Annotated in this window: 19 protein-coding genes, 1 other RNA gene and 1 pseudogene; 8 read left to right on the top strand and 13 right to left on the bottom strand. The window is 71.7% G+C overall.

Annotated elements, in window-relative coordinates:
• Positions 1 to 12 precede the first annotated feature (12 nt).
• The 4 genes and pseudogenes from AN215_RS15240 to AN215_RS30875 form a co-directional block, all read left to right on the top strand.
• Positions 13 to 516 carry a YceI family protein gene (locus AN215_RS15240; RefSeq protein WP_245694512.1) on the top strand — a complete coding sequence of 168 codons (504 nt, stop codon included), beginning with the start codon at positions 13 to 15 and terminating at the stop codon, positions 514 to 516.
• Between the two features lie 373 nt (positions 517 to 889).
• Entirely contained in the window at positions 890 to 2491 is a 1602-nt protein-coding gene (putP, locus tag AN215_RS15235; RefSeq protein ID WP_079123078.1) for a sodium/proline symporter PutP, read from the top strand.
• Between the two features lie 318 nt (positions 2492 to 2809).
• On the top strand, positions 2810 to 4102 hold the full coding sequence (locus AN215_RS15230) for an MFS transporter (RefSeq protein WP_245694511.1): 1293 nt from the start codon (positions 2810 to 2812) through the stop codon (positions 4100 to 4102).
• Positions 4103 to 4121: 19 nt separating this feature from the next.
• Positions 4122 to 4283: pseudogene (locus AN215_RS30875) on the top strand (IS5/IS1182 family transposase); the annotation flags it as partial.
• 76 nt (positions 4284 to 4359) lie between these two features.
• Here AN215_RS30875 and AN215_RS30380 read toward each other — a convergent pair.
• Positions 4360 to 4998 (bottom strand): erythromycin esterase family protein, encoded by a 639-nt coding sequence (locus AN215_RS30380; RefSeq protein WP_245694509.1) that lies wholly within the window; start codon positions 4996 to 4998, stop codon positions 4360 to 4362.
• Between the two features lie 660 nt (positions 4999 to 5658).
• Between AN215_RS30380 and AN215_RS15220 the strand changes: the two genes are divergently transcribed.
• Positions 5659 to 7056: a lipase family protein gene (locus AN215_RS15220; RefSeq protein ID WP_079123076.1), complete on the top strand. Its 1398-nt coding sequence runs from the start codon at positions 5659 to 5661 to the stop codon at positions 7054 to 7056.
• 73 nt (positions 7057 to 7129) lie between these two features.
• On the opposite strand, the gene AN215_RS15215 is transcribed toward AN215_RS15220, so the two are convergent.
• Positions 7130 to 7519 (bottom strand): VOC family protein, encoded by a 390-nt coding sequence (locus tag AN215_RS15215; RefSeq protein WP_070013549.1) that lies wholly within the window; start codon positions 7517 to 7519, stop codon positions 7130 to 7132.
• 88 nt (positions 7520 to 7607) lie between these two features.
• On the opposite strand from AN215_RS15215, the gene AN215_RS15210 reads away from it, so the two are divergent.
• Positions 7608 to 8378: a TetR/AcrR family transcriptional regulator gene (locus tag AN215_RS15210; protein ID WP_070013548.1), complete on the top strand. Its 771-nt coding sequence runs from the start codon at positions 7608 to 7610 to the stop codon at positions 8376 to 8378.
• Positions 8379 to 8562: 184 nt separating this feature from the next.
• Here AN215_RS15210 and AN215_RS15205 read toward each other — a convergent pair whose 3' ends face one another.
• The 7 genes from AN215_RS15205 to ftsE form a co-directional block, all read right to left on the bottom strand.
• Entirely contained in the window at positions 8563 to 9510 is a 948-nt protein-coding gene (locus tag AN215_RS15205; protein ID WP_070013547.1) for an oxygenase MpaB family protein, read from the bottom strand.
• A 165-nt stretch (positions 9511 to 9675) separates the two neighbouring features.
• Positions 9676 to 10359: a GOLPH3/VPS74 family protein gene (locus AN215_RS15200; RefSeq protein WP_070013546.1), complete on the bottom strand. Its 684-nt coding sequence runs from the start codon at positions 10357 to 10359 to the stop codon at positions 9676 to 9678.
• Positions 10360 to 11051: 692 nt separating this feature from the next.
• Positions 11052 to 11422, bottom strand: a transfer-messenger RNA (tmRNA) gene (gene ssrA / locus AN215_RS15195).
• A 159-nt stretch (positions 11423 to 11581) separates the two neighbouring features.
• The gene (gene smpB / locus AN215_RS15190; RefSeq protein ID WP_070013545.1) at positions 11582 to 12112 is read right to left on the bottom strand and encodes an SsrA-binding protein SmpB; all 531 of its coding nucleotides are present in this window, start codon (positions 12110 to 12112) and stop codon (positions 11582 to 11584) included.
• Between the two features lie 18 nt (positions 12113 to 12130).
• A complete protein-coding gene (locus AN215_RS15185; RefSeq protein WP_079123074.1) occupies positions 12131 to 13429 on the bottom strand; it encodes a S41 family peptidase in 1299 nt (432 codons plus the stop codon).
• A gap of 68 nt (positions 13430 to 13497) precedes the next feature.
• The gene (ftsX, locus tag AN215_RS15180; protein ID WP_070013544.1) at positions 13498 to 14409 is read right to left on the bottom strand and encodes a permease-like cell division protein FtsX; all 912 of its coding nucleotides are present in this window, start codon (positions 14407 to 14409) and stop codon (positions 13498 to 13500) included.
• Between the two features lie 101 nt (positions 14410 to 14510).
• A complete protein-coding gene (gene ftsE, locus AN215_RS15175) occupies positions 14511 to 15200 on the bottom strand; it encodes a cell division ATP-binding protein FtsE (RefSeq protein ID WP_070013543.1) in 690 nt (229 codons plus the stop codon).
• Positions 15201 to 15638: 438 nt separating this feature from the next.
• Between ftsE and AN215_RS15170 the strand changes: the two genes are divergently transcribed.
• Complete coding sequence (locus tag AN215_RS15170; protein ID WP_070013542.1) at positions 15639 to 15833, top strand: hypothetical protein; 195 nt, start codon at positions 15639 to 15641, stop codon at positions 15831 to 15833.
• A 163-nt stretch (positions 15834 to 15996) separates the two neighbouring features.
• Here AN215_RS15170 and AN215_RS15165 read toward each other — a convergent pair whose 3' ends face one another.
• The 4 genes from AN215_RS15165 to AN215_RS15150 all read right to left on the bottom strand — a co-directional run bounded on the left by AN215_RS15165 (position 15997) and on the right by AN215_RS15150 (position 21480).
• Positions 15997 to 16677 (bottom strand): LPXTG cell wall anchor domain-containing protein, encoded by a 681-nt coding sequence (locus tag AN215_RS15165; protein WP_070013948.1) that lies wholly within the window; start codon positions 16675 to 16677, stop codon positions 15997 to 15999.
• Positions 16678 to 16933: 256 nt separating this feature from the next.
• Entirely contained in the window at positions 16934 to 18052 is a 1119-nt protein-coding gene (gene prfB, locus AN215_RS15160) for a peptide chain release factor 2 (RefSeq protein WP_070013541.1), read from the bottom strand.
• Positions 18053 to 18274: 222 nt separating this feature from the next.
• On the bottom strand, positions 18275 to 19627 hold the full coding sequence (locus AN215_RS15155; RefSeq protein ID WP_070031192.1) for a serine/threonine-protein kinase: 1353 nt from the start codon (positions 19625 to 19627) through the stop codon (positions 18275 to 18277).
• Between the two features lie 119 nt (positions 19628 to 19746).
• Complete coding sequence (locus AN215_RS15150; RefSeq protein WP_070031191.1) at positions 19747 to 21480, bottom strand: serine/threonine-protein kinase; 1734 nt, start codon at positions 21478 to 21480, stop codon at positions 19747 to 19749.
• 531 nt (positions 21481 to 22011) lie between these two features.
• Between AN215_RS15150 and AN215_RS15145 the strand changes: the two genes are divergently transcribed.
• Positions 22012 to 25707 carry an FHA domain-containing protein gene (locus AN215_RS15145; protein WP_070031190.1) on the top strand — a complete coding sequence of 1232 codons (3696 nt, stop codon included), beginning with the start codon at positions 22012 to 22014 and terminating at the stop codon, positions 25705 to 25707.
• The last annotated feature ends 141 nt before the right edge of the window (positions 25708 to 25848 follow it).

Raw genomic sequence — 25848 nt, 5'->3', positions numbered from 1 at the left:
GGAACAGGTCACTTGAGGATCAAGACGACCCGTACCGGGCTTGGTCGCAAGGCCGGTCACGATCTGACGATCGAGGCCGCCAGCTGGTCCGGGGATGTCGCTGTCGATCCGGCCGATCCCGGGCGTTCGTCCGTGACCGTCACTGTTGACGTCGCTTCTCTGGAGGCCGTGGAGGGGGTCGGCGGGCTGAAGGCGCTCACCGACTCGGACCGGGCTGACATCAAGGGGACGATACGGGACAAGATCCTTCGCCCCGGCGAACACCCCACCATCACGTTCGTATCGACCGTGGTCGCCGGCAGCCCGGAGTCCTTCACCGTGACCGGGGATCTCACGATCATGGGAACGACTCGTCCGATCACGATCGAGGCGGGCCTGGGCGGCGACGGCCGGGTGCGCGGCGCCGGCACCGTCGTACAGAGCTCATGGGGCATCAAGCCGTACTCCGCGCTCGCAGGTGCGCTGCGCCTGTCGGACGAGGTCCGCGTCGAGTTCGACCTCGCCCCGCTCTCCTGACGCCACCGGAGAGCCTTGTTCCGCCACTGGGGACGGCCGGGCCGGCCGCACCGGCGAACAGAACCGGTCACGCTCCGCGTCTGCGGGCGGACGAAGAGCAGCACCGCGAACCGCCCAAGGCCACGTCCGCGCAAGGCGGTTGACCCGCCGGGTCCAGCCTCCGGGGCCGCCGCCCGCGGGCGGGCGGATTCGAGGCGAATGCGCTGCTCACGCATCACGATCCGAAACCGATCGGGCTTTCCTCCCCCGGATTCCCTCGCCAGCGCGCGCTGCGCTTTCCTAGGCTCTTCCTCTGGAAACCCGAAACTGTGGCCACGTACGCGGCATCTTCCTGCGTCGCTTGCGGTCGCTTCCCATCACAGGGAGTAAGTAGATGTTCGCCCTGACCGTCCCAACCATGCTCACCTTCGGGATCTTTCTGATCGCGATGGTCATGGTCGGCGTCATGACGCACGGAGAAACGGCCACGTTCGATGACTTCACCGTCGCCAGCCGTCAACTCAGCGCCCCGGCAGCCGCCCTGTCCGCCGGAGCCGCCGACATGTCCGGCTGGCTTTTCCTGGGCCTGCCCGGAGCCGTGTACGCGGCCGGGATCGGTGCCACGTGGATCGCCGTCGGCCTGATCATCGGCACCTATCTCAACTGGCGTCTCGTCGCACCCCGCTTGCGCGTCTACACCGAGCGGGCCGGTGCCGTGACTCTGCCGTCGTACCTGCAGGAACGTTTCGAGGACAGGAGTCGGGTCATCCGGCTGCTCTCGTCCGTCGTCACCGTCGTCTTCTTCACCGTCTACGTCGCCAGCGGACTGGTCGCCTGCGGTCTCCTGGCCGACGAGATCTTCGGCGCCGGCTTCGAGCTGGGCCTCACCGTCTTCGCCGTGGTGATCGTCATCTACACCATCCTCGGCGGCTTCCGGGCCCTGAGCGTCAGCCACTCCATCCAGGGCACGCTGATGCTCCTCGCGGGGATCGCCCTTCCCGCAATCGCCCTCTGGAAGCTCGGCGGTTTCGACGCGCTGCACAGTGAACTCACCGCCGCCGCCCCGGCGTTGCTGGACCCGGGAACCAAGGCGTCCTTCGCCGACAGGTCATGGTCGGCGGGCGAGCCGCTGGGCGCCGTCGGGCTGATCTCGCTGCTCGCATGGGGCCTCGGCTACTTCGGCCAGCCCCACATCCTGACCCGCTTCATGAGCATCCGCAGCACACGGGAGATACCGCTGGCCCGCCGCCTCGGCGTGGCCTGGGTGACCGTAGTCCTGGTGGGCGCGTCCCTCATCGGGCTTGCCGGGATCGCCGCGCTCGGCAAGCCGCTGAGCAACCCGGAGACTGTCTTCATCAAACTGTCCGCGGAGCTGACCTCGCCCTGGATCGCGGCGCTCCTGCTGGTGGCCGTGCTGGCCGCGATCAAGTCCACGGCTGACAGCCAGCTGCTGGTATCGGCCACGTCCCTCACCGAGGACCTCTACCGGACGTTCCTCAAGCGGGAGCCCTCCGACGGGTTGCTGCTGATGATCGGGCGGCTGAGCGTGCTGGCCGTGGCGCTGATCGCCTACTTGATCGCGCTGAGCGGCGGCGCCGTGCTCGACATCGTCGCGTACGCCTGGGCGGGGTTCGGCGCTGCCTTCGGTCCGGTGATCCTGCTGTCGCTGTTCTGGCCGCGGATGACGGCGGCCGGTGCCAAGGCCGGAATGCTCACCGGTGCCCTCACCGTGCTGCTGTGGAAGAGGATCGACCCGCTTCTCGGGCCGCTGGAGACGGGCGTCTACGAGATGGTGCCGGGCGTGCTCGCCGCCACCGCGGCCGCACTGGTCTTCGGCAAGTTCGCCGGACGCCGGCCGACGCGGGATTGGACCGGCGCGACAGGGGACGACACCACCAAGGCCGCACCGGAAGGCCGGGACCAGTCGTCCTCGTACCCGCCGTACTCTTCGTACCCGTCCTACCCCTCGTCGCCCACGTCCGGCCCGGGCAGGTGACCTGACGACCGCGGGGGCCCGGGTCTGTCCGGCGGCTCCTGCCGGACAGGCTCCTGATCCCGGGGAGGGTTCAGCGCCCGAATTCCCCGCTTGCGCGGAGGCGCTCGGACGCGCACGCGTGGCAACGGCGCAGAACTGGGCCCGGGACGCCCGCAGTTGCGCACGCGGCGGCGTCAGGAAAACCGTTGGCCGTACGACGTCGCCGGGCGGGAGCCTGGCGGCATGCCCCACAGCCCCCTACGCCGCCGTCAGGAACGTCACGACCGCCACGACGGAATCGGCCGGCCGGCTTCCGGGGACGGCGGACCTCTCCTCGGCATGACCGGTCACACCCTGATCGCGCACCCGAAGAGCCGTCCCGACTCCTCGGAGAGACCCGCTCGCCGTCCCCGTGCGGTGCCGCGCCGACTCGCCCCGTACGCACGGCTGTTCGCGGTGCCGGGTGCCCGTGCGTTCACGGCCGGCAACATGCTCGCCCGGCTGCCGATGGGGATGTTCACCGTCTCCGCCGTCATCATGATCGCGACCACCCGCGGCTCGTACGCGCTGGCGGGAGCCGTGAGCGCGACCGGTCTCGCGGCGACCGCCGTCGTGGGGCCGCTGACCGCGCGGATGATCGACCGGTACGGGCAGGCGCGGATCGCGTGGCCCGCCTCGCTGATCGCAGCGACGGGAGCGGTGTCGCTGGCCGCGTGCGTGCGGTTCGGAGCGCCGGACTGGACACTGTTCGCCTCGTACGCCGCGACGGCCACGACGCCCAACACCGGCGGCATGTCCCGGGCCCGCTGGGCGCACATCTTCCGTACCGACCCCGCCGCCCGGCACACCGCCAACTCCTTCGAACAGGCCGCCGACGAGCTGTGTTTCGTGGGCGGTCCGCCCCTCGCCGCCCTCATGTGCACCGTGTTCTTCCCCGAGTCGGGGACGCTGGCCGGAGCCGTGCTCCTCGTGCTGGGCATGCTGATCTTCACCCGGCAACGGGGCACCGAGCCGCCGGTGGCACCCAGGACCACCACCGACGCTGCCCCGCCGCCGCTCCGACTCCCGGCGCTGCTCCCGCTGTTGGGCGCGTTCCTGTGCATCGGTGTCGTCTTCGGCTCGATGGAGGTCGCGACGATCGCATTCGCCGACGGGCGGGGACAGCAGGGGGCGGCGGGCGTCGTCCTCGCCCTCCATGCCCTGGGATCGGCGGCGGCGGGGCTCGTGATCGGCACGGCGCTGCCGCCCACAGGTCCGGTCGTGCGGCGGTTCGCCCTGTGCGTCTGCCTGATGGCCTTCCTGGCCCTGGTGTCCTTCGGCGCGGCGAGCACCGGGAGCCTTCTGCTGCTCGGTGCGGCCCTGCTCGTCGCCGGGATGGGGGCGGCGCCCGCGATGGTGACCGGCATGACGCTCATCCAGGGGACCGTCCCCGCGGCACGGCTGAACGAGGGCATGACCTGGGCCGTCACCGCCCTGCTGAGCGGCATCGCGACGGGATCGGCCGCCGCGGGCTGGGTCGCCGAACATCTGCCGGTGACCACCGCGTTCACGGTTCCGCCGGCTGCGGCGCTCCTCGCCGCGGCGTCGGCGTCCTCCACGCTCGTACGGCCGGGGTGGGCGAGACGGCGGTGATCCGCACGGCGTCCGCGTGCACCCTTCAGAACCCACGGTCGAGGGTCACCGAACGGGACACGACCCTCACCGCGGCCGCCACTTCAGGCCTCAGCGCCTGCACGCCGACAAGGCATACGACGTGCCCCGTCTGCGGCGATGGCTACGCGCCAAACGGATCGGCGTGCGCATCGCCCGCAAAGCGCCGACACCGGCGAACGCCTGGAACCCTCTTCTGCTACAAGCGGTGCATCCGCCTCAACACATGGGCCACCGTCTCAGACCTCTGAGGCGGTGTCCGGCTGCGCCGACCGCAAGGGCACGGGCGCGTCCAGCGCGCGGGCGTCCGTCACTTCCCTGACGTAAATGACGCCGTCCAGCAGATCCGCGAGCCGGTCGGCCGCCAGGTGGTGGTCGGCGTCGTGCGCGGAGTCGTAGACGGGTCCGATCAGTCGGGTCCGCACTGGCCCATCGAGCCAGGAGCGTACTGCCGGTTCCACGCCCGCTCCGACGCGCAGGTCGAGAGTGAAGGCGTCGAGACCGGCGGCGCCGAGGACGGACTCAGCGAAGTCGGCGGGCGGCTCGGGGTATTGGTGGAGTGCGGTGCCCTGGTGGAACGTCATGCCGATGGCGGCGTCTTCCGTGCCCAGCCACTCGCGCAGACAGCCGCCCGCGTTGGAGTGCGGCACGGCATCACCGGGCTGAGCGGGGGCGCGCGGGCCGACCACGCTCATGTGCGCGAGGCCGCCCCAGTAGACGATCCTGTCCCCGCTGTGCTCGTGCCACCATGCGGTGGACTCGGCGAGGTGCCTCTCGATGCGGGGGAGACTGTCGGGGCCGGTGAACTCAGGCTCGGGGCCGGGCGATTCGGCGAACCGGACCGGGTCCTGCGGGTGCTGCTCGTTGTAGGCGCGCATCCACGTTTGACGACGTCCAGGATCTCCCCCGTTCGCCAGAACGGGCGGGACCGCGCCAACAGCGCGCGCGGATCGCCCGTGCCGTCGCGGACGTACGTTCCCAGTCCGCGAAGCACAGGATCGTCGCCCTCCAGCGCGAGCGAGCGGAAACCGTACTCCTCTACCAGGAGCCGCAGCACGCGGTGTGAGACAACGGAGAGTTCGTGGGAGTGGCGCACGGAGTGGGCGAGGGCGACGACCGTGGCGTCTCGGACGCCCTCGGCAAACGGTCGCAGATCGTCGAGCGGGGCCTCGGGGTCGAGGATGAAGAGGGGGTGAGCGTGGGTCCTGACCCAGCGGGCGGGGTCCGCGTGCGCGGGCGTACGGCTCATCGGCGAACCTCCTTGGTAAGCGTAAGAACCACACGGGCCGCGCAGCGGGGAGATCTCGGACCAACTGCCGTTCAAACCAGCCTGTTAGAGGGGCGGGCTTCCTCGGCCGGTCACAGGGATTCGGGCGGCACGTGCCCGACGCGCGAGGGACGGCTGGCAGAAAACTGAAGCTCGCCGCTGCCGCCGCAATAGTTACTCCAGCGTAACCAACCGACGGGTTACCGACGGTACGCGCTTGCCCTTAGCGTTCCCCTCACTCCGCGAGGGAGCAGAGCGAAGGGAGCAGGCGATGGGCCAGCCGTTCAGGAACCTCCGCGCCCGTACGGTGTTCGGCCGCAGCCGGCCCGCGACCGTCGCCGTCGCCGCTCTCACCTGTCTGACCCTGCAAGCGGTACCAGCCGGTGCGGCGGCGGCAGGGATGGAGCGGCCGGCCGCGCGGAACGACTCCCGGGTCCCCGACTTCTACGACCCGCCCGCTCAACTGCCTGACGGTGACGGCGAGTTGATCCGGACCGAGCCGCTACCGCTCGCCCTGAGCCTGCCCGGACCGCACGGCCCGCTGCCCGGCGAGGCGACCCGTCTGATGTACAAGTCCACTGACGCGAACGGCGATCCGGTGGCGGTGACCGGCGCGTACATAGAGCCGTCGGCGGCCTGGAAGGGCGAGGGCCCGCGCCCGCTGGTGGCCGTGGCTCCGGGCACGATGGGGCAGGGCGACCAGTGCGCCGCCTCGCTCGCTCTCGAGCACCCGATCAGGTTCAACGGACGGTCCGTATCCGTCGGTTACGAGGACGTGGCGGTCTACCGGCTGCTGGCACGCGGCGCCGCCGTGGTCCTCACCGACTACGCGGGCCTCGGCGCGACCGACCGGCTGCACACGTACGTCAACCGCCGCGACGAGGCACACGCCCTGCTGGACTCCGCCCGCGCGGCCCGCAAGCTGGACGGGGCGTCGGTCACCGCCGCCTCGCGCGTCGGCCTGTACGGCTACAGCCAGGGCGGCGGCGCGACCGCCGCGGCAGCCGAACTGCAGCCGTCGTACGCACCGGACGTGAAGCTCGCCGGCACCTATTCCGGCGCACCGCCCGCCGATCTGACCGAGGTGATGAAGGGCATCGACGGCAGTGCGCTGGCCGGCGCGCTGGGCTGGTCGATCAACGGCTTCGTGCAGTCGGACCCCGCCCTGGAGGAGATCGCGGACGAGAACATCAATGCGGAGGGGAAGGCGGCACTGAAGGATCTGTCGGCGATGTGCGTGGGCGACTCGATCTTCAGGTACGGCTTCAAGCAGAGCGAGGACTGGACGACCAGCGGCAAGTCCATCACCGACATCGTCGCCGAGGAGCCGAAGCTCCAGGCCACACTGGACGCCCAGCGGATCGGCTCCCGCAAGCCGGCGGGCCCGGTGCGCCTGGCGACCGGCACCCAGGACGACATCGTGCCGCACGAGCAGGCGCGCCGCCTCGCGGTGGACTGGTGCGAGAAGGGCGCGGACGTCGCCTACAAGCCCCTCGAACTGCCCAACCTGGGCGACGGGTTGCTCACCAACCACCTCACGCCGCTGATCGTCGACCAGGGCGACGCGATCTCCTGGCTCACCGACCGCCTCTCCGGCAGGCCCGCCACGTCCGACTGCGGGACCGGGCCTCTGCGACACGGGCAGGGGCAGGGGCAGGGGCAGCGCTGACAGACGGGCGCTGACGGAGAGTCGCCCGGCACCGCCCGCGCGGGCCCGCGCGGGCGGGCTCGTACGGGCGGGTTCAGTCGCTGCCGGCCGCGTTCCAGTCGACGAGCTGCACGATGACCCCGTTCGGGTCGGTGACCTGGAAGGCGCGCTCGCCCCAGGGCTCTTCCCGCAGCGGCATCGTGATGGTGACTCCTTCAGCGGTCAGCCGGGCCAGTTCGGCTTCGAGGTCGTCCACGGTGAAGGCGAGGATCACACCGTCGGCGTGGTCGTCGCGCTGGTCGTCGGGGAGTGAGGCGAGGCCACGCCGCAGGTAGACGACGTTGATGCCGGCGTCCGCGCGGGTCAGTGACGCGAAGCCGTCGGCCGCCATCTCCTCATGGAATCCGAAATGGCCGGTGAGGAAGGCGCTGGACGCCGCCACGTCGTCGACGTTCAGGGACACGGCGGAAGCGGTGATCGACACAAGGGCTCCTTGAACCGGGCGGCAAGTTACTTCGTACGATGTACAGTGTACCGCGTACAAGAATGTCTCCCCGTGTGAGGATTTCCACGTGCCTGTCGACAGCAGCAGTGCCGGTGATCCGGCCCGCAGCCTGGAACTGCTGTGGCGAGTTCCTGCCGACGCCCCGCGACGCGGCCCGCAGCAGCGGCTGAGCATCGACACGGTCGTCGCCGTCGCGGTCGGGCTGGCGGACGCCGACGGGCTGGACGCGCTGACCATGCGCCGCGTCGCACAGGAGCTGGGGGTCGCGCCGATGACGCTCTACACCTACGTGCCCGGCAAGGCCGAGCTGCTGGACCTCATGCTCGATGCCGCGTACGCGCAGATGACCCGTGCCGACACCACGGGACAGCAGTGGCGGGCCCGGCTGACGGCGGTGGCCGAGGAGAACAGGACGCTGTTCGAGACGCACCCGTGGGCCGCGACGGTCTCCACGAGCCGGCCGCCGCTGGGGCCGGGGATGATGGCCAAGTACGAGCACGAACTGTCGGCGCTGGAGGGACACGGCCTCGACGACGTCGAGATGGACGCTGCCCTGACCTTCCTTCTCGACTTCGTCCAGGCCAACGCCCGCTCCACGGCCGAGGCACGCGCCGCCCGGCAGAAGAGCAAGATGGACGACGAGCAGTGGTGGGCCGCCAACGCCCCCCTGCTCGAAAAGGTCCTCGATCCCCGCGCCTATCCCGTCGCCGTCCGCGTGGGCACGGCAGCGGGCACCGCCCATGGCGCCGCCTACAGCCCGGAACACGCCTACGAGTTCGGCCTCGGCCGTGTCCTCGACGGGCTGGCCGTTCTCATCGACGGGCCGGTCACCGAATAGGCCGCCCGGCCGCCTGGAGGCGGGTACGGGCTGGACGGGCGGGTCAGGCCGTAGTGCTCGCAGACCCCGCACCGGGGTCAACAGCCCGCAGCGGCAAGGGAGAAAGCGCAATACGGGCTTCGCACCCCTGCCATTCCGGCGTCACACGGGGAACAGTCAGCGGCAGGCGATACGCGGCAGGCAGTCACCGGCGCCCCTGTGCCGAAGGCGGCTGCGGCGGCCGGTGCGGCGGCGGCACATAGTGCTTGGGAGAGTTGCGCTCCTCCGGCAGCGGCGAGTTCCGTACCGGCGACTCCACCTGGGGGGCGTCCGCCGGCCGCAGCCCTGCTTCGCGCTCCCACCCGGCGCGCGCCCGCGGATGGTAGCGGTACCTGAACGGCACCAGCCGCCACGCGTGATGGACGAGCCGCCCGATGCGCCGCAGCCTCCGCTCGTCCCGTACGGTCCAGCGGTGGCCGAGCCGCTCGCGTACCGGAGCGGGAAAGAGCCCGACCGTGAACCAGACGGTGAACCGTGCCTGCGGCCCGCGCAGCGCACGCCACACGGCATGCGGCATCCAGGAGAAGGCCGGCGGCCTGGCGATGAGGCGGATGTCGAGGACGTCACGCGTCGGCTGATTGTCCTCCAGCACCTCGCGCGCCATCCGGTCCCAGTACGTCTGGAATTCGGCCCAGCTCTCCGGCACGGGCTTCATGCTCATCCCGTACAGCCGCCACCAGCGCACGTGTTCGTCGAAGAGCTGCCGCTTCTCGTCCTCGCTCAGTCCCGGTCCGAAACGGTCTGCGACGAGCAGCGTGAGCATGAAGAAGGTGGAGTGCGCCCAGTAGAAGGTGTCCGGGTCGAGCGCGTGATACGGACGCCCCTGCGCGTCGACGCCCTTGATCGTGTTGTGGTATCCGCGCACTTGACGGGCGGTCTCGGCGGCGCGGGGGCCGTCGTACACGACGCCGCCGATCGGATACAGCGAACGGAACAGCCGCTGCCAGCGCTCCTCGAAGAACCGGGAGTGCTCGGCGACTCCGGCGCCCAGACCGGGATGCATGTTCTGCATCGCGCCCGCCCAGGGGGCGAGCAGCACGCCGCGCCAGTCGCCGAAGTACTTCCACGTCAGCGAGTCGGGGCCCAGCGGCATTTCGCCGCTCGGCGGCGTTCGGCCGCTCAGCGGCGCTTGGCCGCTCAGCGGCGTTCGGCCGCTCAGCGGCTCCTGATCGTTCAGCGGCCCCTGCCCGGAGGGGCCGGGCGGGGCAGGCGGTTGCTGCGCCATGTCCCGGCTCCTTCCCTCTGGGGGCCGCGCGAGTCACTCGCCGGCGGCACCCGCGGAGACCGCCGCGCCGATCACCGCGCCGGTCGCGATCTGCATGTCGTCCAGCGCCTTCTTCAGCGCGGGACCGGCCTCGCCGGCCCGCTCCGTCAGCGCCTTGATGCGCTTCTTGTGCTCGCGCCGGTCCTTGCTCGAAGTGACGGTGGGCATCCCGCTCACGGCGGCCAGCGCGGTCAGCGCGGCCTGCCGGGTGCTGAACTCCTCGACGGGACGGCCGCCCGTCAGCGTCTCGGAAGCCTCCGCGTGGAGCCGCTTCACCCGGGCGGCGTCCTTCACGACGACCTTGTCGGAGAGCCACGTGCGCCGCTCGACGCGGATCACCCGGTCCTTCTCCAGCTGCTGCTCCACGCCCTGGAAGGTCTGCTTGCGGTGCCGCTGCACCAGCGCCTTCCACTTGCGGGGACGCTTCTCCGCGGCTATGCCGCGCAACGCCTCGTCGAGCAGCGGGTCGCCGGTACGCCGGTCGCCGACGGTCCGTGCCTTGCCGTCCTCGTCGGTGAGGCAGCCGCGGTCGGTCAGCTCGACCAGCACGGCGGCACGCAGCACGCTGCCGAGCACGTCCCGCTTGGTGAGCTTCTCCTTCTCGGTGTCGCAGGCGAGCAGATACAACTCGGCGGGGAGGCTGCGCTCGTCCCCCCGATTCTTGTCCTTACGGTCCATGCCCCCATCACAGCACGGAAGCGGGGCGGGGCCGAAGGCCCGGTCACGGGGTTTGTTGGCGGGTGCGAGGTGGCGCTGCGCGCTTTGCCGTTTGCGCCTCGGGGCGCGTTCTGGTTCCGGGTGCGTGCCGCTGCGGCGGCGGCTCCGGGAAGGGCATGATTTACCTCCCTGAACCGGTACGGACTGTTGTGCTGCCCTCCATGTACCGGTCCGCAAATCATGCTTGAGTTTCCCGGAGCCACCGCCTCCGCGTCCCACCCCCTCCGGTCCGTTCGGCGGCTGCCCGATCGTGACCACCACATGACCGTCAGGTCCAACTCGTCCCGGCCGGTGACAGGCCGTCAACCACTCGTGAACAGGAGCCAGTTGACCGGGACGTACGTCGTGCCGACGGCGCGACGGGTCCGAGGACCGGGAAGCCTGTGCGCAACCGCCACGGAGTAACAGCGGGCGAACCCCCGCAATAGGGGTCGCAAGGGCGGAGTCCCCGGTGGGACCCGAGCGGTCGCAGAGGGCGAAGCCCACGCAATCGGGGAACCGGAAGACGGTGCGCACCCCCGAGGGGCCGCAGGGGGCGAAGCCCCCGCCGGGGGTGCGGGTGGCGGAGCCCCCGCCTCGCGCGGCGGAGCCGCGCAGAACACGACGAGGACGACCCGGTCCGCGCTTTCCGCGGACACACGTCGCCCTCGTCCGAGTGGAGATGGCGGGAATCGAACCCGCGTCCAACGGTGCAAAAGAAGGGCTTCTCCGAGCGCAGTCCACTTCGATTTTCTCGGCCCCGGAGATCACGTGGACAAGTCTCCGACGGGCCCAGTCACTGTTTGATGTCCCGGCAGACCCCGTGACCGGGCCTGCGCGGTGAGTCCCCTAGCTGATGCCAGGATCCGGGTCGGGAACGCACCCGGGCTGACACTTCACACTCGCTGCTTAGGCAGCGAGGGCGAAGGAATCGCGCTTCTGATTGGCGATTATTTTTTTGCGGCACATGGTTAACGAGATCATTGCCGCGTTCCTCGGCTCGCTTCACCTGCTTCGACATCCGCTGTCGAAACCGATCATCCCCATGTTGAGTTGACAACCCACGGCGCCCTGGCGGGGGCGCCGCGCTGTGACCATGGTACGTGACCCGGCCACACCAGGGCCAACCGTTATGCGCGCATCCGTATTCCCGGGAGCAGAACCGTAAGGTTTCCTTACAGTCCGTGTCGCCTACGCGCTGCGCTCAGACCTTCACCCGCTGCCGCCGACGCGCCGCGGCCATCGCGCGGTCCGACTCGCGCCGGTCCTGCCGCTCACGCAGCGCGTGCCGCTTGTCGTACTCCTTCTTGCCCTTCGCCAGCGCGATCTCGACCTTGGCCCGGCCGTTCAGGAAGTACAGCTGGAGCGGCACGAGCGTGTGACCCGTCTCCTGGGTCTTGCCGATCAGCTTGTCGATCTCGTAGCGGTGCAGCAGCAGCTTCCGCTTCCGCCGGGCCGTGTGGTTCGTCCACGTGCCCTGTGCGTATTCGGGGATGTGCACGTTGTGCAGCCAGACCTCGCCGCCGTCGAGCTGGGCGAAGCCGTCGGCAAGCGAAGCACGGCCCTGCCGCAGGGACTTGACCTCCGTACCCGTGAGCGCGATGCCGCACTCGTAGGTGTCGAGGATGTGGTAGTCGTGCCGCGCCTTCTTGTTCTGCGCGATGAGCTTACGGCCGCCGCGCGCGTCCTTGGCCTTGTCGGCCTTGCTCTTCTTCTTGTCGTCCTTCTTCGCCATAGCCCGGCCATTCTCCCACTACGACCGGGTCTCCAGGCCACTCAATACTGTGCGGGCCCGCTCCGAGGCGTCCCCCGGGGAGTCGACCGGCAGGTCCGGCGTGATGCCCTCCCCGTCCAGCGAGCGGCCCGAGGGGGTGGCGTAGTGGCCGACGGTGAGCTCGGCGACCGAGCCGTCGGGCAGCTCCCGCGGCATCTGGACGGAGCCCTTGCCGAAGGTGCGGGAGCCGACGACGACGGCTCGTCCGCGGTCCTGCAGGGCCCCGGTCAGCAGCTCCGCCGCGCTCATCGTGCCGCCGTCCACGAGCACGACCAGCGGGGGCGCGGTCCTGCCGTTCGCCACGGCACCGTGACGGCTGTCCGCGTAGAGGGCGCGCTGGCTGCCGTGCTCCTCGTACGTGGCGACGAGGCCGCCCTCCAGGAAGACGGAGGCCGCGGTGACCGCCTCGTCGACCAGGCCCCCGCAGTTGCCGCGCAGATCGAGCACGACGCCGGAACCCGACGAGGCGTGCCGGGCGACCGCTTCGCGCACCTGCTCGGCGGAACCCTTGCTGAAGGAGGAGACCTTGATACGGGTGACGCCGTGGCGCATCCGGTCCACGGTCACCGCGTCGGCGCTGAGCCGTGCCCTGTCCAGCGTCTCCTTGAACTGCCGCCCGTCGCGGTCCAGTTCGAGCTCGACGCTGCTGCCGACCGGGGACGGGTCCGCCGAACGGCCGCCGGTCTCCGAGCCGCGCAGCCGGGCCACGACGTCGGTGACGGGGTGGTCGGAGACCTCCTCGCCGTCGACCGCGCGCAGCCGGTCACCGCGCTGAACGCCCGCGCGGTGGGCGGGACTTCCCGGTGCGACCCGGGCCACGGAGACGGACGGCGTTCCCTGGGCGTCCCGTTCGCGGCGCACGGACACACCCACGCCGACGTACTCGCCGTCCAGGGTCCGGCGAAGTCCCTCGTACTCGCGGGCCGTGTAGGCGGAGGACCAGCGGTCGCCGCTGCGGCTGACCAGCTCCTCGGCCCCCTCACCACCCGTGGCCGCGCCGTCGCCCCTGCCGCGCCCGGTTTCCTCGTACAGGCCGGCCGTTCTGCCGGTGGCACTGCCGTCGGTGCCGTCGCCGAAGCCGGCGTTCGCGGGGGTCTCCCCCGACGCCGTGTCACGCGAGCCCGCGAAGGCCCGTACGCCGTCGCCCCAAGCGTTGGTCGCCGCGCCCGTCGCGAGGACGCTCGCGAAAACCAGTGCCAGGCCCGCCCCGCGGCGCAGTTGCCGGGAGCTCCCCCTGCGTTTGTCGGGGGATGGGGCGGAATACCACGAGTCCGACATGCTTCGGAGTCTAGGCCAGACGAGGGGCGCCGCACGGCCCGTTGGCCGTACGGCGCCAGCGTCGTGCGTCACACCTTCAAGTACTTGCGCAGCGTGAAGAACGCAGCCACCGCAGGCATCAGGACCCCCACCGCGATGAGCAACGGCAGCACCTTGAACACCGCGTCCCAGCCGATGAAGTTGATGAGTGCGATCTTCTCCGCGAGCCAGCTGTCGATGAGGAAGAACTTGCCGCCGAGGAGCAGCACGCACGCGAACCCGGCGCCGATGAGCCCGGCGATCGCCGCCTCCAGGATGAACGGCATCTGGATGTAGAAGCTGGAGGCACCCACCAGCCGCATGATCCCCGTCTCCCGTCGCCGGCTGAACGCCGAGACTCTGACCGTGTTGACGATCAGCAGCAGCGCGACGACGAGCATCAGCCCCATCACGAACAGGGCAGCGATGTTCATGCCGTTGAGCAGATTGAAGAGGTTCTCCAGGAGGTTCCGCTGGTCCTGGACCTCCTGCACCCCTGGTCTGCCGGAGAAGGCGGTCTGCAGCACCCGGTACTTGGTCGGATCGTCGAGCTTGACCCGGTAGGACTCCTGCATCTGGTCGGGCGTGAGGGAGTCGGCGAGCGGAGAGTCCTTGAACTGCTCCTTGTAGTGCTTGTACGCCTCGTCGGCGGACTCGTGGTAGACCTTGTCGACCACGCGGAGCTTCTCCAGGTCGGTGCGGATCTGCTCCTTCTGCTGGCCGGTCACGGCGCCCTTGGCGCAGTTCGGGTCGGAGTCGGCGTCGTTCTCGTTGCACAGGTAGACCGACACCTGGACCTTGTCGTACCAGTAGCCCTTCATGGTGCTGACCTGCTCGCGTGCGAGCAGGGAACCGCCGGCCAGGGCCAGAGACAGGGCGACCGAGACGATCACCGCGAAGGTCATCGTGAGATTGCGGCGGAGACCGACGCTGATCTCCGACAGTACGAACTGGGCGCGCATGGCGTCCTTTCAGTGTGTTGCCGTCTCAACTGCTCAGACTGCTCAGACTGTTCGCCCCCGGGGCCCGCCGGACGCAGTGCCGGCGGCGCCCCGCCGGCTGCTCAGTGCTGGTAGCCGTAGACACCGCGCGTCTGGTCACGCACGAGCCGGCCGCGCTCCAGCTCGACGACGCGCTTGCGCATCTGGTCGACGATCTGCTGGTCGTGCGTGGCCATCACCACTGTCGTACCGGTCCGGTTGATCCGGTCCAGCAGCTTCATGATTCCGACGGAGGTCTGCGGGTCCAGGTTGCCGGTCGGCTCGTCGGCGATGAGCAGCATCGGACGGTTCGCGAACGCACGGGCGATGGCCACACGTTGCTGCTCGCCGCCGGAGAGCTCGCCCGGCATCCGGTCGTCCTTGCCGCCGAGGCCCACAAGGTCGAGCACCTCCGGCACCGTCTTGCGGATCTGCACACGGGACTTGCCGATGACCTCCAGCGCGAACGCGACGTTCTCACCGACCGTCTTGTTGGCCAGCAGCCTGAAGTCCTGGAAGACCGTCCCGAGCTGGCGGCGCATCTGCGGCACCTTCCAGTTGGAGAGCCGCGCGAGGTCCTTGCCCAGTACGTGCACCTGCCCGTTGCTGGCGCGCTCCTCGCGGAGGATCAGCCGGAGGAAGGTGGACTTGCCGGAGCCGGACGATCCCACCAGGAAGACGAACTCGCCGCGCTCGATGTCCAGCGAGACATCGTGCAGCGCCGGGCGGTTCTGCTTCGGGTAGGACTTGGAGACGCTGTCGAATCGGATCACGGATACACCATGTCGGCCTTGGGTATGGGCTGCGGAAGCCGCGGTGCGGCTCCCATGGGGCAGTCCCCTGGCTGCTCCCCCTCGCTTCGCAGGGAGGTGCCCCCAGGGGGACTTCCCACCTGACCGCGCCGGGAGGACCCCTGCTGGCTGCGCCGGGGCCCGGCCGGCGTCAGCCGGGGGTGTGGCGACCTTACGCGAACCGGCCCACGGTGCGCAGTCGGCGTCCGTTGTTGGTGGGCTTGGTCACGCGCCCTTTGGGGCAAAGCGGGCATTTGCGGTCTTTCTCACCCGGTGTCGGGGCCGAGCGGGGCCTGCGGGCGGCGGTAGGCACCGAGCCTCTGCACGCGCGCGCGGATGCTGGCACAGTGGAGTGCAGGAGCGCATCCTTTGGGGAACCGATTACTCCCCGGTGTCGTTGGCAGACTGAGAGGAGTTCGCATGACATGCGACCGACTGGTGTGTGCCAACTGCGCCGGCCCCGTGAGCGAGGGCCGCTGCGCCGTGTGCCGCGCACACCGTGAGCGTCTGCACCGGGAGTCGCCTCTGGCGAGCCTCTCCCCCACCGCCCTTTTCGCACTTCTGCTGGCCCTGCTGACCGTCGCGCTCGTGGCCCAGCGGATGGCGACGGCGTAGGCCTACTGGCCTGGCGGTGTGAGCGGGCGGCGACACCGCGTGATCCCTTCGGGTCACCGCGGCTCTCCAGGGCCCGCCTGCCACACGTACACGAACGAGGGGCCCGGGACGCGCTGTGCGCTGCGTCCCGGGCCCCTCGTCTGTCTATCTGCGCGTGCGGACCTCAGGCGGCCGTACGGCGGTTGATCATGCGCGGCATGACGCGGAAGGCCACACCACCCGCGATCATCGTCGCGGCACCGACCAGCAGGTAGGTGGTCTCGGCGGAACCGGTGTCGGCCAGCTCCTCCTTCGGCGCCTGCGGCTGCTCGACGGGCTGGCTGCCCGAGCTGTCGGGCTGCGTCTCGCTGCCGCAGTCGACGCTGTCGTCGTTCAGGTCGCAGGTGTCGTCGCCACCGCCGGAACCGCCGATGGTGGCCGGCTCCTCGCCGCCGCCGGTGTCGCCACCGGTGGAGCCACCGGTGTCACCGCCGGTCGTGGTGGTGGAGCCGCCGTCGTCGCCACCGGTGGTGTCGCCGGTGGTGCCCTCGGTGGTGTCACCAGTGGTCTCACCGGAGGTCCCCTCGTTCTCGCCACCCTCGACGACGCCGCCGATGCTGACGGTGCCCTCGGTGTCGCCACCGGTGTCACCACCCGTGGTGCCCTCGGTGTCGCCACCGGTGTCACCGCCGCTGTCGCCACCGCCGATCACACCACCGAGGAGGCCGCCGACGAGGCCGTCCTCCTGCGCCGTGGCGCTCGGGCTGGCGGCCTGCGCGGCACCCGCGGCGGTGAACGAGGCGCCGACGGCGAACACCGTGCCGGCTGCAACGCGCGCCACACGCAGCCGCGTCTTCGATTTCATCATTGGCCAACTACCCCCAGTAGTTTCAATCTTCCATGGAGCAGCTGTGTGACGGGCTGCGGAGCCTCTTGCCGGGACACGGATTCTGTCCGCTCATCACCCCCGCACGCGCCCCTGACACAGGCATGCGATCGCACAGCTTTCCCACTTTTCACACCTCAGTCAAGCGAGAACAGTGTGAATTGGCCGTTCCGCACGGCGAGTTCACGAGTGCCGTCCGAATCGTTATGCGGACGTGGCTTGTTGAGCCTCGTGATCAGCTCTCGTCCTGCTGCTCCTGCTGCTTGCGCCAGCGGATGCCCGCTTCGAGAAAGCCGTCGATATCTCCGTCGAGAACGCTCTGGGGATTGCCGACTTCATGTTCCGTCCGCAAGTCCTTCACCATTTGGTACGGGTGCAGGACGTACGAACGCATCTGGCTGCCCCAGGAGTTGCCCCCGTCCCCCTTGAGCGCGTCCATCTTCGCCTGCTCCTCCTGACGGCGGTGAGCGAGCAGACGGGACTGCATCACGCGCATGGCTGCGGCGCGGTTCTGGATCTGGGACTTCTCGTTCTGACAGGAGACGACGATGCCCGTGGGGATGTGGGTCATCCGGACCGCGGAGTCGGTGGTGTTGACCGACTGGCCGCCCGGACCGGAGGAACGGAACACGTCGATCCGGAGCTCGTTCTCCGGGATGTCGATGTGGTCGACCTGCTCGACGACGGGCAGCACCTCGACGCCCGCGAAGGAAGTCTGGCGGCGGCCCTGGTTGTCGAACGGCGAGATGCGCACCATGCGGTGCGTGCCCTGCTCGACGGAGAGAGTGCCGTAGGCGTAGGGCGCCTTGACGGCGAAGGTCGCGGACTTGATGCCCGCCTCCTCCGCGTAGCTGGTGTCGTAGACCTCCGTCGAGTAGCCCCTGCGCTCGCTCCAGCGCAGATACATCCGCATGAGCTGCTCGGCGAAGTCCGCCGCGTCGACCCCGCCGGCCTCGGCACGCACGCTCACGACGGCCTCGCGCGGGTCGTACTCACCGGAGAGGAGGGTGCGCACCTCCAGCTCGTCGACCGACTTGCGCAGCGACTGCAGCTCGGCCTCCGCCTCGCCGCGGGCGTCCTCGTCGTTCTCACTGCCGGCGAGTTCGAAGAGCACCTCGACGTCGTCGATCCGCGAGCGAAGCTCCTCGACTCTCCGCAGCTGGCCTTGGAGGTAGGAGAGCTTGCTGGTGACCCGCTGCGCGTTCTCCACGTCGTCCCACAGGTCGGGGGCCGCCGCCCGCTCCTCGAGCGAGGCGATGTCCTCCCTCATCCTGCCGAGGTCCATGACGGCCTCGATCGACTCCATGGTGGAGCGGAGGGACTTGAGCTCTTCGGGAAAATCGGGGATGGCCACACCTCCACCCTAACGGCTGGGGCATCCGCCCGTTCCCGGCCGGGGTGAGCCGAACACCGCCCGTACCGGGCCCGCGGCCCCGGCGGGACCGCGTCCGCTCCGGGCCCGGGTCCGGGCGGATCGCGCGCGGTACGGGGCGGGGGACACGTACGGATTCCGGCCGGGGTCCGGGCCGGAATCCGTAGCCGGTTCGGGCTGCCCGTGCCGGTCAGCTCTGCGGGGTCAGGGCTCGTGCGGCTGCTCGACCGCGGGTGCCGGCTGCGTGGTCTCACCGTCGCCACCGGAGGCGGCGAACCATCCGCCCACGCCCGCCACGGCCGCGATCACCGCTGCTCCGGCGCCGAGTTTGAGACGCCGCCGGCGCTCCGCTGCCGCGGAGGCCCGGTTCCGGGCGGAACCCGCACGTGGCTCTCCCACGGCGCGAGGGGCCCGGGCGGTGCCGTGTGCGCCGCCGGCCAGCTCGTCGGCGCCGGGCACGCGCATGCTCGTATGGGTGTCGCGGTTGGAGTCGGGGCCCGCGCCGCTGTGCACGAGCGGCACCGCCGCACGGCCGGAGCGCCCGTGGACGCCCGTACCGTGGCCGCCGGCCGTGGACGCCGCGCGGCCGTCGTGCCCCGCGGCCGTACGGACGTGATCACCCGTGGAGGTCCGCCCGCCGGAGCCGTGGGTCTCCTGCGGGGCGCCGGAACCCCCGTACTCGTACGGCTCGTAGGGCTCCTCGGGCTGTTCGTCGATGTCCAGCTGCGGCAGGCCCTCCAGGTCCGGCAGCAGCTCGCGCAGCCGTGCCGCCACCTCCTCGGCGCGCAGCCGCGAGGCGGGGGCCTTGGCCAGGCACTGGTGGATCAGCAGCCACAGCTCGTCCGGGATGCCGGGCAGCGGAGCCACCGACTCGGTGACGTGGCGGCGCAGCACCGCGCCGGGGTGTCCTCCGCCGAACGGCGTGAATCCGGCGAGGAGTTCGTAGAGCACGGTGGCGAGGGCGTATATGTCGACGGAGGCGCGGGGCGGCAGACCTTCGACGATCTCCGGCGCGAGGTAGTCGGGCGTGCCGATGATCGACGTGGCCCGCGTGGTGCGCGGCGAGTCGATCAGCTTCGCGACGCCGAAGTCCGTGAGCAGCGCGGGCGGTGCGCCGCCGGGGCCCGCCGGTGCCAGCGCGTCCAGCAGTACGTTCTCGGGCTTGACGTCCCGGTGGACGATGCCCGCCGCGTGCGCGGCCGCCAGCGCTTCCGCGACGTCCGCCGCGATCGCGGCCGCGGGCTGCGGCGCGATGCGGCGGTCGTGCTCCAGCCTGGTGCGCAGATCCGTGCCGCGGACCAACTGCATGACGAGGGCGAGGTCGTTGCCGTCCACGACGAGATCGCGGACGCCGACCACACTCGGGTGGTCGAGGCAGAGCAGGGCGCTGCGCTCCTGCACGAACCGCTCCACCAGATTCTCGTCGGACGCGAGGTCCTCGCGGAGGAGCTTGACGGCGACGGGGCCGTCGGGACCTTCGCCGAGCCACACCGTGCCGGCGCTGCCGCGGCCCAGGATCTGGTGAGCGGTGTAGCGACTGCCGATCTTCCGTGCCATGGCGACAAAACTACGCCGCGGAAGGGGCCCGAGGGCCCAGGAGCGCACTAACCGTCACTTTCGAGGGGGAATTCTCTCTCCGGAAGTCGACAAATCACCGAACTCGCGTACTGGAAGCGCTATTTGGGAGCACTGTCGATCAGATTGCCGATCTCGTCGAACAGGTTCTGCACCGACTCCCAGAAACTCTTCCCTTGCTCCCACCACTCGGGAAGCGGAGTGAGATTCCACACCAGCACGGCGGCCACCACGAGAAGAAGGATCATGAACAGGCAGCCCTTGAGGCAGCCGAGCCCGGGGATGCGCATCGGGTTCGCGCCGCGCTGCCGCGGCTCGCGCCGGGGCCGCGGCTCCCTGCGGGGCGGCGGCTCCGGCTCGTACCGCTGCGGAGGCGGCTGGGCGGGGCGGCGCTGCTGCCGTCCGTAGTGCTCCGGGGGCGGAGGCTGACGGCGGCCGGGCGGCGGCTGCTGCGGCGGGGGCTGGCGGTGCGGACGGCGGCGCAGCGGGTCCATGCCCGGGTCGAGCGGCTGGACCTGGGTCTGCTCGTTGCGGTCGCGGGCCGCGCGCATCTGGCCTTCCCAGGGATGCGGGCCGTCCGGCTGCCCCGCGTCCGGGGACTGGGCGGGCGGTGGCGGTGCGCCCGGTACGGGCGGCATGACCTGGGTCGGGTCCGCGTTCGGGCCCTGGCCGGGCTGGCCGCCCTGTCCGCCCGGGGCCTGTGCGCCGGAGTGCGGCAGGTAGCTGGTGGCGGCGTTCGGGTCGTACTGGCCGCCGCCCGGGCCCTGCGCCTGGGCGGAAGCGGAATGGGGCAGCACCTGCGTGGGGTCGGCGTGCCCGGCGGCCGCACCCGCGGCGGCGCCGGCGGCCGCTCCGGCGACCGCACCGCCCGCAGCCGCGGCGGCCGCGCCGCCGCCCGTGCCGGTCTCCGGCACCGGCGCGGGGGCCGGGTCGGGCGCGAGCAGCCCGGCGACGCCCATCGCGGCCGCGGCCTGGTCCGGTGTGGCCTGGGCGCTGATGCCGCCGGCGACCGTACGGAGCGCGATCGCGAGGTTCACCGCGCTGGGCCGCTCCTCCGGCTGCTTGCGCAGGCACCGCTCCACGACCGTCCACAGCGGATCGGGCATGCTCGGCGGACGGACCGGGTCCTCACGCAGGTGACGCTGGAGCACTTCGAGCGCGGTGCTGCCGGCGAACGGCGGCTGCCCGGTGGCCAGTTCGTACAGCAGGATGCCCGCGCCGTAGATGTCGACGGCGGAGGTCTGGGGCCGGCCCTCGGCGGACTCGGGCGCCACATAGGCGGGCGTGCCGACGAACTCCTGGGTACGCGTCAGCCCCGGCGAATCGGCGAGCCGCGCGATACCGAAGTCGGTGAGCATCGGACGCATGCCCTCCGGACCGTCCGCGAGCAGCACGTTCGCCGGCTTGAGGTCCCGGTGCACGATGCCGTCGGCGTGGCTCGCGGCGAGCGCGTCGGCGACCTGCGCGGTCACCAGGGCGGCGGCCACCGGCGAGAACGGCCCGTTCTCGCGCAGATAGCGGTGCAGGTCCGGCCCCTCGACCAGGTCCATCACGAGGGCGAGCAGATCGCCCTCCACGACCAGGTCGCGCGTACGGACGATGTTGTGGTGCTGGAGACGGAGCAGGACGGAGCGCTCCCGCAGGAAGCGCATGACCACGTCGGGGTCGTTGGCCAGCTCCTCCTTGAGGACCTTGATCGCCACCGTCTCGCCGGGCTGGCCCGGCACTGCCGCCTCGGCGCCCGCCGTCTGATTCTGCCTCGCCCGCCACACGGTGCCCGTGGCGCCGCGGCCCAGCGGTTCCTCGAGCAGGTACTTGCTGCCTACAGGCCGCACGTCATGCGCTCCCTGGTGTCGTACTGCAATCCCACCCACAATAGTGCCGTCTCGCGAACGGTCGACGCCGAGTGCGAACGGATGGGCGACTTCCGGCAAAGACGCGCGGCGCGCCGGACACGGTTGCGACCACGCCGCGTCCGCTCGCGCCGCACTCCCGCCGCGGGAACGAATCCCGCCCGTCCCCGCCCCGTACGCCCGGCACACGGCACGCGCGGGGTCGCGGATCGTATCCGGCGAACTGTCCGGACAGGCCCCCTTGCGCACCACAGCGCAAAATCAAGATCATTGACCGCCGCGAGCGGGGCGCGATGTCAGTGACGGGTGCGAAGATGCTCGCGGCATCGACAGCACTGTGCGCGGGCGCGCGGACCCACGGGGCCGCGTGATCCGGGCCGTGGCGGCGTGGATTCGCCGGCCGCGGGGTGCTGTGCCGTGTGGGAGATGTGTGCAGGGCGCGGAAGCGCGGCGAGGGTGACCGCCTCGCCGCTTGCGCGGCCGGCACACCGGTGGTCGGGACCGGGAGGACCGATGCAGATCCGGCTGACTGTCACCCTCGGGCCGCGCGGAAGCGGCCAGGGTGCGGGTGGCGCGGCAGGTGCGCCGGGCGCTGGAGCGGCGTGCGACGTACTGGTCACGGCCCCGTCCGGCACGCCCCTGTCCGCCGTGACCGGCGGGCTCGTCTCCACCGCCGCCGCGTCGGTGAGCGGCTCGGGCACGGGCGGCGGCCACGGCGCCGGCGGCCCCGGGCACTCGGGCGGCGCCGAGTCCTCGGCGGATTCGACGACGGCGGTGTACGCGGGCACGGAGCGGCTGGATCCGCACCGTCAGATGCTCGGCGACCCCCCGCTGCTGGACGGCGCCGTCATCTCGCTGCACGGCCCTGCCCTCCCGTCCGCGGCGCCGGCCCTTTCCACGTACGGCTCGGCGAAGGCGAGACTGCACGTCGTCTCGGGGCCTGACGCCGGTGGCATACACCTCCTCCAGGGCGGCAAGGTCCGGCTCGGCCGTTCCGCCGAGGCCGACGTGCCGCTCGACGACCCGGATGTCTCACGGCTGCACTGCGCGGTCACGGTCTCCGACGGCGGTGCCGTCACCGTCGCCGACCTCGGCTCCACCAACGGCACTTCGCTCGACGGTGCGCCCGTCGGAGGGCAGCCGGTGCTCTTCCGTGCCGGTTCGACGCTGCGGGTCGGTGAGTCGGCGCTGCGCGTCGAGACGGCGGCGGACGGCGCCTTCCCGGAGTCCGGGGCGGCCGAGGGGCCTCCGGCCTCCGCCCCCCTGCCCGCCTCCCTCCGTACGCTGCCGGACGGGAACGGGCAGTTGCGCCTGGCGGCGCCGCGGGGCGGGCGGGACGGCCTGCCGGAGGCGGAGCGCACACCCGGCCTCGGCGGGGAGGCCGCCGCGCCCGTACGTGACGGGGGCGGCGCCCGGGAAGCCGGCGGCGAGGGCAGTGGCGAGGGCGCCACGTCCGCCACCGGGGACGGCGCGCACGGATACGCACCGGTCGGCCCCTTCCCGGACGGGGGCACCACACACGGCTCGGGAATCGCCCAACACGCCCGCTACGCACAGCAGTTCCCGCCCGGCGAGGCCGGGGTACCGACGAGCGGGCGGCACGGTGGGCCCGGCGGCCCGGGCGGCGCCGGCGCGGAGGCGCCCGAGCGGCCCCGCTCCCGCGGGCTGGGCGCCTGGGCCCGGCGCTTCACGGGCGGCCGCCAGGGCGAGGGCCACGCAGCATCGCTCGCGGGCGCGGCGGGCGGCCCGGACGGGCCCGGCGCCGCGCACGGGTCCGCATCAGCGTCCGGCGGCGAAGTCTCCGCACTGACGCCTTCCGGGGACGGACACCGGCCCGACCCGGCCACGATCCTGCTCACCGCGCTCGGTCCGGGGCCCAGGCTCTGGGAACGCGAGCCGGGCCACCCCGAGGCCCTGACCGTACGGATCGGCACGGCGCACCACGGCCACGGCCGGCCGGGGCCGCCGGTCACCGTCGGGCTGCGCGAAGCGGGCGCCCTGGGACTGGCGGGCCCGCGGCCGCGCCTGACGGGCCTGGCCCGGTCCGTGCTGGCCCAGCTCGCCGCTCTGCACGGCCCGAGCACCCTGGAGATGGTGCTGATCTCGGCGGACCGCTCGCGTGACGCCGAGGCGCGCATCCGGGAGTGGTCCTGGCTGGGGTGGCTGCCCCACCTCCGCCCCGCGCACGGCCAGGACTGCCGTCTGCTCACCGCGTACGACAGGGACCAGGCCACGGCGCGCGTTGCCGAACTCACCCACCGGCTGGAGGAGTCGCGGCACCAGCCGGGGCACGCGGGGCACTTGGGGCACGGCGGAGCCCCCTCCGGTCCCGGCCCGTACACGCTGCTGGTCGTCGACGGCGATCCCGGATCGGCCTCGCTGCGCGACTCGGTGGAGAGGCTGGCGGTGGAAGGACCGCGGGCCGGCATCCATCTGCTCTGCCTCGCCGAGACGCCGGCAGCCACTCCCTCCTCGCCCGTCTCCGAGACGGTGCGGGCGGCGTGCGACACGTCCGCGGCCTTCCGGGAGTGCGGGGCGCTCGCGCTGCTGAGCGGAGCGGTCGCGACGGCGGTGCGGGTGGTCCGCCGCGAGAGGACGGCGCCCGGCGGCCCCGGCGGGACGTCCGCCGGCCCCGGCGGCCAAGGCGCGCCCGGTTCTGCCGAGAGCCCCGGTGCCGCGCACGCCACGGCGGGCACCTCAGGCACCGTCTGCACGCTCGACGCCGTATCGGCGGCATGGGCCGAGCGGTTCGCGCGGGCGATGGCCCCGCTGCGGGAGCCGGAGGGCGCCGGGGCGCGTGCGGGCACGGCGGGCAGGGCCGTCACCGCACTCCCGCGCAGCTCCCGGCTCCTCGACGAACTGGGGCTCGCCCGGGCAACTCCCGCGGCGCTGCTCGCGCGGTGGGCCGAGCCCGGCGGCACGGAAGCGGGCGCGGCGCAGGGCGGACAGAGCGAACAGGACGGAAGGGGCGCGCAGAGCGGCACCGGCGGGCAGGGCGGTTCCGGCGGGCAGGGCCCGCAGGGCGGACCTCCCGTCCCGGCAGCCGGCCGCGCCACCCTCGTCTTCGGTGCGGGGCCGCGCGGCTCGCTGGAGGCAGAGCTGGGGCTCACCCGCGGGCACGCCCTCGTCACGGGGCCTCCGGCCTCCGGGAAGACGGAGCTGCTGCGCTCGCTCGCCGCCTCCCTCTCCGTGGGCAGCCCGCCGGACCGGCTCCAACTCGTACTGCTCGACGGTGACGGCGCCGCGGGCGACGGCCTGCACACCTGCCTGGAGCTGCCGCACGCCCGTCACCACCTGGCAGCCAGCGACCCGGCCACCATGCGGGAGTTCGCGCAGTCCCTCAGCGGGGAGCTCAAGCGCCGCGCGGAACTGATCGGCCCGGAGGGCACGTACGAGGGGTTCGCGCGCCGGCTCGCGCGCGCGGGGCACCGCTCGGCCGTGCGGCAGCAGCGCCGGGCACAACCCGCCGGACCGTCCGAAGCGGCTCCCGTGAGCGACCCTCGGGACGAGCCCGGCACGCTCCGCCTCCGCACGCAGACGGGCCCCGAACCGAGCAGCGGCACGAACGAGCAGAGCGACGCCACGACCAGCAGCGAAACCGGAGCGATCGTTCAACACTTGGACGCACAGGAGGCTCCTCTCCCCAGGATCGTCATCCTTGTCGACGACTTCGACACACTCGCCGACCCCTCGCTGGGCAATCCGGGGCGCCCGGCCGCGGGTTCGGTGATGCGCGCGCTGGAGAGCGTGGCGAAGGACGGAGCGCGTCTCGGGATGCACGTCGTGGCGGCGAGCGGCCGCCCGGACCGTACGGAGGGAACGGCGGTCGCCCAAGCGGCCGCGCTGCGCGCCGAACTGAGCCGGCAGGGCGGCGGCGACGGGCCGGACGGCGAGAGCGCCCTCCCGGGCCGCGGCACGCTCACCGAGGCGGACGGCACGGCCACGGCCTTCCAGGCGGGCCGGATCACGGGCCGCATTCCGCGCACCGCGACGCAGCGTCCGACGGTCGTCCCGCTGGACTGGACACGTGCCGGAGATCCCCCTGCGCGGCGCCCCGTTCGCGAACTCGGCAACGGTCCGACGGACCTCGCGCTGCTTGCGAGCGCGGTGGGCCGCGCGGCGCAGTCTCTGGGGCTGGACCGACAGGAATCGGGCACCGTCGCTGCAAACAGATCACGGAGTGGTCAAGATGAGGTTCTTGAAAGCTGACAACGTATTGCGGGCCATCCGCGTTCAGGCGTAGGAAGTTGCGCACGGGACTGAGGGCGTAGACCAGAAGCCCTCTGCCTTGTGACCAAGCGGCACGGCGGCCGGAACCCGGAGCCGTGCCTCCGATGGGGACGGCGGGAG

The organism is Streptomyces abyssalis, assembly GCF_001751365.1.
In the GTDB taxonomy this organism is placed as follows: Bacteria; Actinomycetota; Actinomycetes; order Streptomycetales; family Streptomycetaceae; genus Streptomyces; species Streptomyces abyssalis.
The sequence above is the reverse complement of the archived record's forward strand: the minus strand, read 5'-3'. Positions and strand labels throughout refer to the sequence as shown.

Coding starts and splice junctions, on each gene's coding strand:
- putP (WP_079123078.1), top strand. CDS start 890: ATGTTCGCCCTGACCGTCCCAACCATGCTCACCTTCGGGATCTTTCTG.
- AN215_RS15230 (WP_245694511.1), top strand. CDS start 2,810: ATGACCGGTCACACCCTGATCGCGCACCCGAAGAGCCGTCCCGACTCC.
- AN215_RS30380 (WP_245694509.1), bottom strand. CDS start 4,998: ATGCGCGCCTACAACGAGCAGCACCCGCAGGACCCGGTCCGGTTCGCC.
- AN215_RS15220 (WP_079123076.1), top strand. CDS start 5,659: ATGGGCCAGCCGTTCAGGAACCTCCGCGCCCGTACGGTGTTCGGCCGC.
- AN215_RS15205 (WP_070013547.1), bottom strand. CDS start 9,510: ATGCCGCTGGGCCCCGACTCGCTGACGTGGAAGTACTTCGGCGACTGG.
- AN215_RS15200 (WP_070013546.1), bottom strand. CDS start 10,359: ATGGACCGTAAGGACAAGAATCGGGGGGACGAGCGCAGCCTCCCCGCC.
- smpB (WP_070013545.1), bottom strand. CDS start 12,112: ATGGCGAAGAAGGACGACAAGAAGAAGAGCAAGGCCGACAAGGCCAAG.
- AN215_RS15185 (WP_079123074.1), bottom strand. CDS start 13,429: ATGTCGGACTCGTGGTATTCCGCCCCATCCCCCGACAAACGCAGGGGG.
- ftsX (WP_070013544.1), bottom strand. CDS start 14,409: ATGCGCGCCCAGTTCGTACTGTCGGAGATCAGCGTCGGTCTCCGCCGC.
- AN215_RS15170 (WP_070013542.1), top strand. CDS start 15,639: ATGACATGCGACCGACTGGTGTGTGCCAACTGCGCCGGCCCCGTGAGC.
- AN215_RS15165 (WP_070013948.1), bottom strand. CDS start 16,677: ATGAAATCGAAGACGCGGCTGCGTGTGGCGCGCGTTGCAGCCGGCACG.
- AN215_RS15155 (WP_070031192.1), bottom strand. CDS start 19,627: ATGGCACGGAAGATCGGCAGTCGCTACACCGCTCACCAGATCCTGGGC.
- AN215_RS15145 (WP_070031190.1), top strand. CDS start 22,012: ATGCAGATCCGGCTGACTGTCACCCTCGGGCCGCGCGGAAGCGGCCAG.